Below are 13,000 nucleotides of genomic sequence, written 5' to 3'. Positions count from 1 at the left end.
CGTGCGGATGTGACACTCGAGCAGCCCGCTCGCCCCGCGCCCGCTCGCCAGCGCCGCTCCGGTGTCACGAATGGCGGGTGCCGCGGCGGGCCACCGTGCGAACGCGACACTCGAGCAGCCCGCGACCTCACGGCCCCCGACCTCGCGACCCACGGCCCCGCGCCCGCGGGGGTCAGGCCGCCACGACCTCGCGCCCGCGGGGGTCAGGCCGCCACGACCTCGCGCCCCGCGCCCCCGCGCCCGCGGGGGTCAGGCCGCGGCGGCGGCGCGCGCGGCCGCGGGCAGCGCGTCGACGATCCGCGCGAGCGCGGCATCGTCGTGCGCGGCGGTGAGGAACCACGCCTCGTACACGCTCGGGGGCAGCGACACCCCGGCATCGAGCATCGCGTGGAAGAACGGCGTGTACCGCGCGGCCTGCTGCTGCAGCGCCTCGGCGTACGACCGCGGCGCCTCCGGCAGGAACGCCACACCGAACAGCGATCCCGCGCGCGGCACCGCGTGCTCCACGCCTGCCGCAGTCAGCGCCGCGTCGAGCGCGTCGGCGACGACGGATGCCGCGGCATCCACCCGCGCGTAGACCTCCGGCGTGGCCCGCTCGAGCGTCGCGATGCCCGCGGCCACCGACAGCGGGTTCCCCGACAGCGTGCCGGCCTGGTAGACGGGTCCGACGGGGGCCAGCATCTCCATGACGTCGGCCCGGCCGCCGAGGGCCGCCAGCGGCATCCCTCCGCCGACGACCTTGCCGAAGGTGAACAGGTCGGGCGTGTACTGCTCGCCGGCGTCCTGCTGCAGGCCCCAGAATCCGGCGGGGTGCACCCGGAACCCGGTGAGCACCTCGTCGAGGATCAGCAGCGCGCCGTGATCGTGCGCCAGCGCGGCGAGCCCGGCGTTGTATCCGGGAAGCGGCGGCACCACGCCCATGTTCGCCGCGGCGGCCTCGACGATGACCGCGGCGATGCGGTCGCCGTGCACCGCGAAGGCCTCCTCGACCGCGGCGAGGTCGTTGTAGGGCAGCACCAGCGTCTGCGCCGCGATCGGCGCAGGCACTCCAGCCGAGCCGGGCAGGGCGAGGGTCGCGACCCCCGACCCCGCGGCGGCGAGCAGCCCGTCGGAGTGCCCGTGGTAGTGCCCGGCGAACTTGATGAGCAGGTCGCGCCCGGTGTACCCGCGTGCCAGCCGGATCGCGGTCATCGTCGCCTCGGTGCCGGTGGACACCAGGCGCACGCGCTCCACAGGGCGCCGGTCGCCGACCGCCACCCGCGCCGCGATGAGGTCGGCCAGCTCCACCTCGGCACCCGTCGGCGCCCCGAACGACAATCCGCGAGATGCCGCGTCCTGCACCGCGGCGACCACGCCCGGCTCGGCGTGGCCGAGCAGCGCCGGACCCCACGAGGCCACCAGGTCGACGTACTCCCGACCGGCGGCATCCGTCACGTGCGCACCCCGCGCCGAGGCGAGGAACCTCGGCGTGCCGCCCACGGATCCGTAGGCGCGCACCGGCGAGTTCACGCCGCCGGGGATCACCTCGCGCGCGTGCGCGAACAGCTCATCGTTTCTGTCGTTCATCGATCACTCTCTCGTGCGTGGCCGGGCCGCGCCGCAGGGTGCTCAGCGGTCGGCGCGCAGCCAACCGGCGGCCTCGACGGCCCAGTAGGTGAGGATGGCGTCGGCGCCGGCTCGGCGGATCGACGTCAGTGACTCGAGGATGGCGCCGCGACGGTCGATCCAGCCGTGCGCTGCGGCCGCCTCGACCATCGCGTACTCGCCGGACACCTGGTACGCCCACACCGGCACATCGACGGCGGCGCGCACGTCGGCCAGCACGTCGAGGTAGGGCAGGGCGGGCTTGACCATGACGATGTCGGCGCCCTCGGCCACGTCGGTGACGGCTTCGCGCACACCTTCGCGGCCGTTGCCCGGATCGAGCTGATAGGTGCGACGGTCGCCCTGCAGTTGCGAGTCGACGGCCTCGCGGAACGGCCCGTAGAACGCTCCGGCGTACTTCGCGGCATAGGCGAGGATCAGGGTGTCGGTGAACCCCTCGGCCTCGAGCGCAGCGCGGATGTGAGCGACCTGGCCGTCCATCATCCCCGAGAGCCCCAGCAGGTGCGACCCCGCCCGCGCCTGCGCGAGCGCCATGGCGGCGTAGCGCTCGAGAGTGGCGTCGTTGTCGACGGCGCCATCGGCACGCAGCACTCCGCAGTGGCCGTGGTCGGTGAATTCGTCCAGGCACAGGTCGGTCTGCACGACGAGGGCGTCGCCCACCTCGGCGACGAGGGCCTCGGTGGCGACGTTCAGGATGCCACGGGGGTCGTCCGCCCCGGAACCGGTCGCATCCCGCACCTCGGGCACGCCGAAGAGCATGATCCCGCCGACGCCGCCCTCGGCCGCCTCGGCGGCGGCCCGGCGGAGGGAGTCGAGGGAGTGCTGCACGACGCCCGGCATCGAGCCGATCGGCGACGGCTCGGTCAGACCCTCGCGGACGAACGCGGGCAGCACCAGGCGGCTGGGCGCCACGTCGGTCTCGCGCACGAGCCGGCGCACCGCCGGCGATTGCCGCAGCCGCCGTGGTCGGTGTGCGGGGAAACTCATGGCACGGTCTCGTCGGCGGAGTGCGGGAGGGCGAGGGCGGAGAGCGCGCCGATGAGTGCCGCGACGGTCTGCTCCGCGGCGACGACGGTGACCGGCAGTCCCAGCTTGCGCGCATCCTCGGCGGTGCGGGGGCCGATCGCCGCGAGCACGGTGTCCTCGGGGATCGCCGGGAACTGCTCGCGCACCTGCTCGGCGACCGAGCCGCTGGTGATGAGGATCGCGTTGATCCGGCCGCTCTGCACATCGAGGGCGATCTTCTCGGTCACCGGCACGCCGACCGTGCGATACGCCACGACGCTGCGCACGCGGTGGCCCGCCTCGGCCAGGCGCTCGGTGAGCACCGGCTTGGCGATCTCACTGCGCAACGTCAGGATGTCGCGAGCCTCGGCCTCGAGGGCGATGAGCTGATCGGCCATGCCTGAGGCCGAGTTGTCGATCTCGGGCACCAGGTCGACCTTGTAGCCGACCGCCGCGAGCGCCGCAGCGGTGGTCTCGCCGACCGCAGCGACCTTCGTCGCGGCAGGGATGCTCGCACGATAGGCGTAGAGCACGTCCACCGTGGTGGCGCTCGTGATCGTCAGCCAGTCGAACGTCCCCGCGGCCAGGTCGGCCAGCGACTGCTCGAGGGTCGCCTGGTCCGTCGAGGGAGCGAAGTTGATCAGCGGCGCGATGACGGGGGTGGCGCCCTGTGCCCGCAGCGTGGCGGCAACGCCGTCCCCCCAGGGCCCGCCGCGCGGCACGAGCACCCGCCAGCCGCTGAGCGGCTTGGCCGGTTGCGATTGCCAAGGGGCTGTGTTCATGGGGTCGACTCTCGTGGTACCAGACCGGCTGCTCCACCTTCGAGCAGCCGACGAGCGGTTTCCGACCCGGCGCGTACGGCGTACGCGATCGGGCTCGCGTCGTCGGCAGCATCCGCACCATCGCCGCTGCCTGTCGTCCCACCATACTCCTGCGGGAGGGGGTCGGCTCTGTCGCACGCGATGCGGCGACTTCCGTCGAGCGCGTAGACGACGGCGTTGAGGCGCAGCGATCCCCCGGCGAGCTCGGCGTGCGCTCCGACCGGCGCATGGCAGCCGGCCTCGAGCGCGGCGAGGACCGTCCGCTCGGCGGTCACGGCCACACGGGTGTCGAGGTGGTCGATACGCGCCAGCGCCGCCATCAGGTCGGCGGGGCCATCGGCCAGGGCCTCGATCGCCAGCGCCCCCTGACCGGGGGCGGTGGGCCAGGATGCCAGGCCCAGCGGCTCGAGACCCAGGTCACGGAGGTCCAGTCCGATGCGGGAGAGGCCCGCCGCCGCGAGCACCACGGCATCCAGCTGCCCGTCGCGCACGCGCTGCAGCCGCGAATCGACGTTGCCGCGCAGATCGTGCACGTCGACGCCGGGGTTGCGGCGGATCACCTGTGCGCGGCGCCGCGGCGAGCCGGTGCCCACCCGCGCACCGGCGGGCAGGGCGTGCAGGGGCGTGCCGTCGCGGGTGACGACCACGTCCCGGGCGTCCTCCCTGACCGGGATCGCGGCGATCACGAGTCCCGGCGGCTGGGTCGTCGGCAGGTCCTTCAGGGAGTGCACGAGCAGGTCGCACTCTCCGGCCAGCAGCGCCTCGCGCAGTCGGGTGGCGAAGACCCCGGTGCCGCCGATCTGCGACAGCGAGGCGCGCGAGACGTCCCCCTCGGAGACGATCGGGACGAGCTCGACCGGCCGGCCGGCGACGGCGACGAGGGTGTCGGCGACCTGCTGGGACTGCGCGGTGGCCAGGGCGCTGCGGCGGGTGCCCAGGCGGAACGGACGGCTCATCGCGGCATCCTCACCGCAGCACCTCGACCAGCTCCGCGGGCGTGACCAGGCGCCCGGTGAAGAACGGCACCTCCTCGCGCACGTGGCGGCGGGCCTCGGTGTACCGCAGCTCGCGCATCATGTCGACGAGGTCGGTCAGCTCGTCCGCTTCCATGGGCAGCAGCCACTCCCAGTCGCCGAGGGCGAAGGATGCCACGGTGTTCGCGGTGACGCCGGTGAACGCGGCGCCCTTGCGCCCATGGTCGGCGAGCATCGCGCGGCGCTCCTCCTCGGGCAGCAGGTACCACTCGTAGCTGCGCACGAAGGGGTAGACCGTCAGCCACTGCTTCGCGGGGATGCCCCGGAGGAAGCCGGGCACGTGAGCGCGGTTGAACTCCGCATCGCGGTGGACGCCCATCGCGCTCCAGGTGGGCAGCAGCGGTTCGAGCAGCGCGGTGCGGCGGAGTCGTCGCAGGTCGCGCTGCAGCCCCTCGGCGGTCGGCCCGTGCAGCCAGATCATCAGGTCGGCGTCGGCGCGCAGGCCGCTGACGTCATAGAACCCGCGCACGGTGGTGCCGTCGGCCGCCAACTCGGCGACGACCTCCTCCAGCTCCGCGGGACGGTCGGCGGTGATGGGGCGGGACGGGTCGCGCCGCAGGACGGACCACAGGGTGTAGGCGGTATCGGACATCACTCAAGTCTCCCCCGCGCTTCGCGGCATGCCAAACCGTCGGCACGCGGCGGCGCCGACGGAAGGGCGATGACGATCAGCGCGCGATGAGACGGACGATGCCCCACACGGTCACACCCACCGCGACCGCGACGGCGGCCGTGACCGCGCGGGCGGCGCTGGGGTTGCGGCGTGCGAAATCCCGTGCGTCCTCGATGCTGCGGTCGGCGGCCTCGCCCACGCGCTTGGGCACGTTGGCTTTCTCCTCGATGGCCGCGAGCGTGGCCTTCAGTTCGGCGCGCGCCTGCTCGACCGGGTCGGCGATCCCCATCGGCACGGCGGTGCGGGGCACCGGCAGGGGCCGGGATGCCCGGAGGGCTCGGTCAGTACTCATTCACAGCGTCCTTCACGATCTTGGCGTCGGTGGCGATCGCCTGACCCGGATTGCTCCGGTTCGACATCTTGCGGAAGCGCAGGAGTCCCAGCAGAGCGAGCACCACCACGATGAGCAGCATCACGACGAAGACGACCAGCGCAGAAAGCCAGGCCGGCCACCAGGACGACAGCCCGATGATGGCGAAGGCGCCGAGGGCGGGGATCGACCAGAACAGCATGATCAGCGCCGCGACCATCCACAGGCCGCCGATGCCGGCATCCTTGCCCGTCTTCATCGCCCAGGCCTTCGCTGCGGCCAACTCGGCGACGACCAGGTTGCGCACCAGTTCGGGCAGATCGCCGATCAGCGTCAGCAGACTGTCGTCGCTTCGGTCACGGAATCCGCGGGGCGTGGTCATGTCAGTCGTCCGCGGCCTTCTTGATGTCGTCGATCGCGTCGTGGGCGGCCTTCTTGACCTCGGCGGCGGTCGTCTCGGCGCCCGCGGCGACCTCGTCGACCGACTCCTTGCCCGCGGCCACGGCGGCGTCCAGACGCTGACCGGCAGAGCCGCCGCGGCTGGTGGCGGCCTTGGTCACCTTGACCGCACTGTCCCACACCGCGGTCGGAAGCGCCATGACGGCCGACTTGCCCAGTTCCTTCGCCTTGTCCACCTGCTTCTGAACCGGCTCGGTGTCCCAGATCTTCATCGCCTGCTGCTTGATCTGGTCGTAGCGTTCCCGGCCGGCGCGCGTGCCCAGAACATAGCCGGCGGCCATTCCGATGATGAGTCCTACTTTGCCCCTCATGGGGTCTCCTCACGCTCGTTGGGGATGCTTCGTCGACCCCAGGCTAGCCCTGTATTCCCTTCCCGGCATCCGGGGTTGCGCGCGAGGGGCGGGGTGGGTTAGTCCTCCGCGCGCCCGGGACCCCACAGCGCCTCGCGACGCACGCGCTCGGCTTCGGCGATCGCGTCGGGCACGACCTGGGCGAGCCCGGTGCCCGACAGCCAGGCGCCGGTCGCCGCAAGACCCGGAACCGCCTGCACCGTGGCACGGGCGGCGGCGGTGACCGCGGCGCGCCCGAGGGCCGCCCCCGGCTGCGCCTGCACGTAGCGCTCGCGGTGCGCCGCCCGCAGCTGCGCGGGCTGCAACGGCACCCCCAGCAGCGCGGACGCCTCGGCGAGCGCGAGCTCGGCGGCGTGCGCGTCATCGAGCGCCTCGGTGGCGGGCGCCTCGCCCTGCGCACCGAACGACACCCGCAGGATGTGGTGGTCGGTCGCCTCCCGCAGCCACGACCACTTCGCCGTGGAGTGGGTCAGGGCCTTGGCGGTGTGGGAGCCGGGAACCGTGAGCACACCTGTCCCACGGGGCGGGGTGTCCAGTTCCGGCGCGTCCACCACGAGGGTGACGATCTCGACGACCGGTGCGGTCAGGCTGCCGATGTCGAGACTCGGCACGACCGGCGACAGCAGGTGCCGCGCCTGCGCCTCGGGGGTGGCGACGATCACGATGTCCGCGGCGAAGCGGCCGGCGGCGGGGTCGGGCGCAGCGGCCGAGCCGGCATCCGGGCCGGCCGGGTCGACCGCGTCGCTCCCCGCGACGGGGCCATCGGCGGGGACGGGGCTGTCGGCGGGGTCGGCCACGATCAGCCACCCGTCGCCGTCGCGCTCGATGCTCTGCACCGGCATGTCGGTGCGGAGGTCCGCGCCGAGGTCCTCCAGCCGTGCGCGCAGGGCGTCGACCAGGCGGGTCATGCCGCCGGCCAGTCCCTGCACGGCCGCGCCGGGGGTGGCCGTCGCGCCGCCGCGCAGCTGGCCGACGGCGCCCGAGAGCGAGCCGGTGCGCGTGAGGGCGTTGTTCAGCCCGGGAGCGGCGAGGTCGACATCGATGTCATCGGGCCGCGCCGAGTACACCCCCGTCGTGACGGGGGCGACGAGGCGGTCCAGCACTTCCGGCCCCATGCGCCGGCGCACCAGGGCGCCGAGACTGCGCTCGTGGCCGATGGTCAGCGGCGGCCGCAGACGGTCGACGTAGGCGCGCCAGGCGCCCCGCCAGCCGATGACGCGGCGCACGTCGTCGGCGAACGGGTTGGCCGGGATGCCGAGCACACCGCCGGCCGGCAGCGGGGCAGCACCACCGTGCGGCAGGCCCGCGACCCAGGCGCCCCCGCCGGCGGGCGCGACGACCGCATCGGAGAGCCCGAGCTCGGCGATCAGGTCGGCCACGGCACCACCGCGTGTGGCGAAGCTCTCGGCGCCGACGTCGACGCGCACGCCGTCCAGCTCGGCGGACCGCACGACCCCGCCGAGGCGGTCGGACGCCTCGAGCACCGTCACCGGCATCCCGACCTTGGCGCACTCGAGCGCGGCGACGAGGCCGGCGACGCCTCCCCCGACGACGACGACGCGGGTGTGGTGGGCGGTGGAGAGGAGGTCATCGGCGTCGGTCATGCGTCCTCCCCGTGGGCGAGGGCGACGATGCGGGTGAGCACGGTCGGGTCGGTCTCGGGCGGCACGCCGTGACCGAGGTTGAGGATGTGCGCCCGGGCGGCGCCGCCGCGGGCGATGACGTCGCGCACGTGGGCGGACAGCACCGGCCAGGGAGCCGTCAGCAGCGCCGGGTCGATGTTGCCCTGCAGAGTGACGTCCGGCCCGAGGATGGCGGCGGCCTCATCCAGCGGAGTACGCCAGTCGACGCCGACCGCATCGGCCAGCCCGTCCAGACGCATGTCCCTCAGCAGGTGCGCCGTGCCGACGCCGAAGTGGATGCGGGGCACGTCGGCGCCGGCGAGCGCCGCGTGGGAGTGGGGGGCGATGAAGACGCGGTAGTCGGCAGCCGACAGCGACCCCGCCCACGAGTCGAAGAGCTGCACGGCGGCGGCGCCGGCATCCGTCTGCACCTTCAGGAACGCACGGGACACCTCGGCGAGCCAGCCGGCCAGGCGATGCCAGGCATCCGGGTCGGCATGCATCATGCCGCGGGCGCGCAGGTGCTCCTTCGACGGACCGCCCTCGACGAGGTAGGCGGCCAGCGTGAACGGCGCCCCGGCGAAGCCGATGACCGGCACGTCGCCGAGCTCGCGGGTGACGATCCCGATGGCCTCGGCGATGGGGGTGGATGCCGCGGCGACCGCCTCCGGCTCGATCGCGGTCACGCGTGCGACGTCGGCCGTGGTGCGCACGGGGTCGGCGAAGACCGGGCCGCGCCCCGGCTGGATCTCCACCTCGATGCCGGCGAGCTTCAGCGGCACGACGATGTCGCTGAAGAACACCGCCGCATCCACACCGTGGCGGCGCACAGGCTGCAGGGTGATCTCAGCGGCCAGCGCCGGGTCGAGGCACGCGTCGAGCATGCGGGTTCCGACGCGCAGCTCCCGGTACTCCGGCAGCGAGCGGCCGGCCTGACGCATGAACCAGACGGGAGGGCGTTCCGGGCGGTCGCCGTGAAGGGCGCGCAGAAGGGGGGCGGTGGCCATGGATCCATCCTCGCACCGCTCTCCCCGCCCGCTCCCAGGCGGGGGCCAGGTACCCTTCAATGGTGCTGCTGTGCGTTTCCGCGAGTCACAAGACCGCCCCATTCGAATTGCTCGAACGTCTCAGCGTGCACACCGACCGCGTCGCGCCGATGATCGCCTCCTATGACGCCAGCGTGCAGGGGGCCGTGGTCGTGGCCACCTGCAACCGGTTCGAGGCCTACGTCGAGATGGACGAGCCGGCGGCCGACGCCGGCATCGTGGGCGTCGAAGCGGCGCTGACGGCCATCGAGGCCGCCACCGGCGTCGCCCCCGCCGAGCTCGAGGGAGCGTACGTGGTGGCGACCGGCGACGACGTCGCCCGCCACCTCTTCTCGGTCGCGTCGGGACTGGAATCCGTCGTCGTGGGCGAAGGCGAGATCGCCGGCCAGGTGCGCCGTGCGCTCACCGAGGCGCGCGAGCAGCGCACCACCTCGCCGGAGCTGGAGCGGCTCTTCCAGAAGGCCAGCGAGACGCAGCGCGGGATCAAGAACGCCACCGCCATCGGGCGGGCGGGACGCTCGCTCGTGCGGCTCTCCCTGGAGCTCGCCGGCAGCCGCGTCACCGACTGGTCTCGCCTTCGGGTGCTCATGGTCGGCACCGGCTCGTACGCGGCGGCCACCGTCGCCGCCCTGCGCGATCGTGGCGCCGCCGACATCGCCGTGGCCTCCCCGTCGGGCCGCGAGACCGTCTTCGCCGCCCGCCACGCGCTGCGCCCCGTGCCCGCGGCATCCTTCACCGTCGAGGTCGCCACCGCCGACCTCGTCATCACCTGCACCAGCGCCGAGCACCCCGTGCTGTCGGCCGAGACGTTCGCGGCGGGCGTCGCCGCCGCGGATCCCGCCCTGGTTCCGGCCCGCCGCCTGGTCATCGACCTCGGGCTGCCGCGCAACGTCGACCACGACGTCGCCGAGGTCGAGGGGACCGACCTGCTGGACCTCGAGACCATCCGGCTGCACGCGCCGCTGGAGGAGCTGCAGGCCACCGACGACGCCCGCCGGCTCGTCGACGACGCCGCGCAGCGCTTCGTCATGACCGGTGAGCGCCGCAGCGTCGCGCCCGCCGTCGTGGCGCTGCGCGCCCACGTCGCAACGGTGCTCGAGACCGAGATCGCCCGCGCCCGCGGCCGCGGCGACGACGGGACGACCGAGCAGGCGTTGCGCCATCTCGCGGGCGTGCTGATGCACACCCCGACCGTGCGGGCGCACGAGCTCGCCGAGCAGGGACGTTCCGACGACGTGTTCGCGGCCGTGACGGCGTTGTTCGGCCTCGAGGTCACGGAGCCCGTCACCCTCGCCGCCCCCGGCGAGATCGCCACCGCCGGCTGACTCGCGAGCACACGGTGCGGCAGGCGCCGCTGCGCCGTCGCCCTTCGGCGCAGCAGCACGGGTGGTGGGAAACTGGTCCCATGGCACTGCACATCACCGACGACCCGGCCGCCGACGAGCTGCTCACGCGTGACCCCCTCGCGCTGCTCATCGGCATGCTGCTGGACCAGCAGGTGCCGATGGAGACCGCGTTCGCCGGCCCGTTGAAGATCAGCGAGCGTCTCGGCACGCTGGATGCCGCGACGATCGCCGGCACGGATCCGGAGCGGTTCGCCGAACTGTTCGCCCAGACCCCGGCTGTGCACCGCTTCCCCGGGTCGATGGCCGGCCGCGTACAGGCGCTGTGCGCCGCGGTGTCCGACGGCTACGGCGGGGATGCCGCGGCCATCTGGACCCAGGGCGACCCCGACGGGCCCGCCGTGCTGAAGCGACTGAAGGCACTGCCCGGCTTCGGCGAGCAGAAGGCGAAGATCTTCCTCGCTCTGCTCGGCAAGCAGTACGGCTACACCGGTGGCGGGTGGCGCGAGGCATCCGCCCCGTACAGCGAGGAGGGGTCGCACCGCAGCGTCGCCGACATCGTCTCGCCCGAGTCCCTGCAGCAGGTGCGGGCGTTCAAGAAGGCCGCCAAGGCGGCGGCGAAGGACGCCGCCGCGAACCCGGCCTGAAAAAAGCACGCCGCACACTCCCAGGTTTCTCATAGGGTGGGAGGACCGAACCCGACACCCGCGGAGGCCCGGCATGCTCACGCCGTTCATCATCATCGGCAGCATCGGTCTTCTGGTGCTGGTCATCTCGCTCGTGGTCGGCGACATCTTCGACCACTTCGAGATCGGCGAAGGCGCCCTGTCGGGCACCGCGCTCGGGATCGCGGCGGTGGTCTTCGGCGCGAGCGGTGTCTTCAGCGCCTCGTCGAACCTCGATGACGTGTATGTCTACGTCATCGCGGCGGCGCTCGCCCTGGTCACCTACGTCGTCGCGGTGCTGTTCATCCGCAAGCTCGCGGCGAGCTCGGACGGCACGCCCGTCAACGCCGTCGGACTGACCGGCGTCTGCCGCTCCCCGATCACCCCGGCCGGCGGCGAGGTCTCCCTCGACGGCCCGCACGAGATCGAGCGGCGTCTGGCGTACTCGGACACCCCCATCCCCGAAGGCGTGCGCATCCGCGTCGTCGAACACACCGGCACGCGCGTCAAGGTCGTCGCCGACTAAACCCGCGGCGACCAGCCGCGTCCACGGAAGGAACACCATGCCGGTCGACATCGTCCAGATCGCCGCCGTCCTCGCCCTCATCGTCGCGGTCCTCGGACTTCTGACCTTCATCGCCCGGCGCATCCGCCGCGTGCCCCCGAACGAGGCGCTCATCATCGTCGGACGCGGCGCCGGCAAGCCCGTGCCGGGCGAGGCCACCGGCCAGCGCGTGGTCATCGGCGGGCGCACGTTCGTGTGGCCGATCCTGCAGCAGGGATTCCCGATCTCGCTCGAGCAGCGCCAGATCGGCATCACCGTCGAGGGCGTCGACAAGAACCGCATCAAGATCGCCATCAAGGCGTCGATCAACTTCAAGGTCTCGGGCACCGAAGAGGGCGTCCGCCGCGCCGGCCAGCGCTTCCTGTCGCAGCAGGAGACCCTCACCGACATCATCCGCGAATCGCTCGAGGGCTCGCTGCGCTCGATCGTCGGCGACATGACGATCGAGCAGATCATCTCCGACCGCAAGAGCCTGTCGGACCGCGTCGTCGCCGAGACCAAGGCCGACCTCGTCGAGCAGGGCCTGCAGGTGGACCTGCTCAACATCAGCGACATCTCGACCCCCGGCAGCGACTACCTCGCCAACCTGGGTCGCGCCGAGGCCGCCCGCGCCCGCCAGGTGGCGGAGGTCAGCGAAGCCGAGGCTTCGCGCGCCAGCGAGTTCGCGCGCATCGAAGCCGCCGAGCAGATCGCCGAGCGCCAGAAGGCGCTGAGCCTGCGCCAGGCATCCATCAAGGCCGAGACCGACCGCGCCAACGCGGAAGCCGAGGCCGCCGGTACGTTCACCAAGGCCGAGCAGGACCGCCTCGTCGCCCAGCAGGAGCGCGAGGCGCTCATCGAGCAGGCCCTCGTGACGCAGGAGCGTCTCGACATCGAGATCCGCAAGCCCGCCGAGGCCGAGGCCTACGCCGAGGTGCAGCGCGCCACCGCCCTGCGCGACGCGGCCAACGCCGCGACCGAGGCCGACGCGTACAAGCGCACGAAGATCGCCGAGGCCAACAAGGTCGCCGCCGTGCAGGATGCCGAGGCATCGGCGACCTCGGTGCGCTTCGCCGGTGAGGCCGAGCGCGACAAGCAGGTGGCCCTGGCCGCCGGTATCCGCGCCGAGGGTGAGGCGCGCGCCGCCGCCATCCAGGCAGAGGGTATCGCCGAGGCGACCGCGACGGACGCGAAGGCCGAGGCGCTGAAGAAGTACGGCGAGGCCGCGCTCGCGCAGGAGATCATCTCGCGCCTTCCGGAGATCGTGCGCGCCGCCGCCGAGCCGATCAGCAACATCGATCAGCTCACCGTCATCTCCACCGACGGCGCGTCGGCGGTCACGAAGACGGTCGGCACCGTGCTCGGCGAGGGCACCGAGGTCGTCAAGTCGCTGACCGGGCTCGACCTCGGCACGCTGCTGGCCGGGTTCGCCGGCGCCCGCACCGGCGCCTCCGCCAACGGCAACGCCCCGGCGGCGCCCTCGAACAACTGACCGCAGCACCCCGCGCCCGTCACGAACGCCT

General features: G+C 73.1%; 14 protein-coding genes. 4 read left to right on the top strand and 10 right to left on the bottom strand.

The window, feature by feature from the left end; genetic code table 11:
* Positions 1 to 249: 249 nt before the first annotated feature.
* The 10 genes from NQ165_RS09560 to hemE all read right to left on the bottom strand — a co-directional run bounded on the left by NQ165_RS09560 (position 250) and on the right by hemE (position 8,886).
* The gene (locus NQ165_RS09560) at positions 250 to 1,566 is read right to left on the bottom strand and encodes a glutamate-1-semialdehyde 2,1-aminomutase (RefSeq protein ID WP_257532981.1); all 1,317 of its coding nucleotides are present in this window, start codon (positions 1,564 to 1,566) and stop codon (positions 250 to 252) included.
* Positions 1,567 to 1,608: 42 nt separating this feature from the next.
* On the bottom strand, positions 1,609 to 2,592 hold the full coding sequence (gene hemB / locus NQ165_RS09555) for a porphobilinogen synthase (protein ID WP_257532979.1): 984 nt from the start codon (positions 2,590 to 2,592) through the stop codon (positions 1,609 to 1,611).
* Positions 2,589 to 3,392, bottom strand: a complete 804-nt coding sequence (locus tag NQ165_RS09550) for a uroporphyrinogen-III synthase (protein ID WP_257532977.1) — start codon at positions 3,390 to 3,392, stop codon at positions 2,589 to 2,591. Before NQ165_RS09550 ends, hemB begins: the two co-directional genes overlap by 4 nt.
* Complete coding sequence (gene hemC, locus NQ165_RS09545) at positions 3,389 to 4,387, bottom strand: hydroxymethylbilane synthase (RefSeq protein WP_257532975.1); 999 nt, start codon at positions 4,385 to 4,387, stop codon at positions 3,389 to 3,391. Before hemC ends, NQ165_RS09550 begins: the two co-directional genes overlap by 4 nt.
* Positions 4,388 to 4,397: 10 nt before the next feature.
* Complete coding sequence (gene hemQ, locus NQ165_RS09540) at positions 4,398 to 5,057, bottom strand: hydrogen peroxide-dependent heme synthase (RefSeq protein WP_257532973.1); 660 nt, start codon at positions 5,055 to 5,057, stop codon at positions 4,398 to 4,400.
* 76 nt (positions 5,058 to 5,133) lie between these two features.
* Positions 5,134 to 5,430: a hypothetical protein gene (locus NQ165_RS09535; RefSeq protein WP_257532971.1), complete on the bottom strand. Its 297-nt coding sequence runs from the start codon at positions 5,428 to 5,430 to the stop codon at positions 5,134 to 5,136.
* A complete protein-coding gene (locus tag NQ165_RS09530) occupies positions 5,420 to 5,830 on the bottom strand; it encodes a phage holin family protein (protein WP_257532968.1) in 411 nt (136 codons plus the stop codon). Before NQ165_RS09530 ends, NQ165_RS09535 begins: the two co-directional genes overlap by 11 nt.
* Before the next feature lies 1 nt (position 5,831).
* On the bottom strand, positions 5,832 to 6,218 hold the full coding sequence (locus tag NQ165_RS09525) for a hypothetical protein (RefSeq protein ID WP_257532965.1): 387 nt from the start codon (positions 6,216 to 6,218) through the stop codon (positions 5,832 to 5,834).
* Between the two features lie 98 nt (positions 6,219 to 6,316).
* Positions 6,317 to 7,861 carry an NAD(P)/FAD-dependent oxidoreductase gene (locus tag NQ165_RS09520; RefSeq protein ID WP_257532963.1) on the bottom strand — a complete coding sequence of 515 codons (1,545 nt, stop codon included), beginning with the start codon at positions 7,859 to 7,861 and terminating at the stop codon, positions 6,317 to 6,319.
* The gene (gene hemE, locus NQ165_RS09515) at positions 7,858 to 8,886 is read right to left on the bottom strand and encodes a uroporphyrinogen decarboxylase (RefSeq protein ID WP_257532961.1); all 1,029 of its coding nucleotides are present in this window, start codon (positions 8,884 to 8,886) and stop codon (positions 7,858 to 7,860) included. Before hemE ends, NQ165_RS09520 begins: the two co-directional genes overlap by 4 nt.
* 62 nt (positions 8,887 to 8,948) lie before the next feature.
* Here hemE and NQ165_RS09510 point away from each other — a divergent pair, with 62 nt between their 5' ends.
* The 4 genes from NQ165_RS09510 (at position 8,949) to NQ165_RS09495 (ending at position 12,969) form a co-directional block, all read left to right on the top strand.
* Positions 8,949 to 10,250 (top strand): glutamyl-tRNA reductase, encoded by a 1,302-nt coding sequence (locus NQ165_RS09510; RefSeq protein ID WP_257532958.1) that lies wholly within the window; start codon positions 8,949 to 8,951, stop codon positions 10,248 to 10,250.
* Between the two features lie 80 nt (positions 10,251 to 10,330).
* Positions 10,331 to 10,915 (top strand): HhH-GPD-type base excision DNA repair protein, encoded by a 585-nt coding sequence (locus NQ165_RS09505; protein ID WP_257532956.1) that lies wholly within the window; start codon positions 10,331 to 10,333, stop codon positions 10,913 to 10,915.
* 73 nt (positions 10,916 to 10,988) lie between these two features.
* Positions 10,989 to 11,459, top strand: coding sequence for an NfeD family protein (locus NQ165_RS09500; RefSeq protein ID WP_257532954.1), 471 nt, complete (start codon positions 10,989 to 10,991; stop codon positions 11,457 to 11,459).
* Positions 11,460 to 11,496: 37 nt separating this feature from the next.
* The gene (locus NQ165_RS09495; RefSeq protein ID WP_257532951.1) at positions 11,497 to 12,969 is read left to right on the top strand and encodes a flotillin family protein; all 1,473 of its coding nucleotides are present in this window, start codon (positions 11,497 to 11,499) and stop codon (positions 12,967 to 12,969) included.
* Positions 12,970 to 13,000: the final 31 nt, after the last annotated feature.

Origin of the sequence: Microbacterium sp. zg.Y1084, from assembly GCF_024623595.1 — a bacterium.
GTDB classification, from domain to species: Bacteria; Actinomycetota; Actinomycetes; order Actinomycetales; family Microbacteriaceae; genus Microbacterium; species Microbacterium wangruii.
The sequence above is the reverse complement of the archived record's forward strand: the minus strand, read 5'-3'. Positions and strand labels throughout refer to the sequence as shown.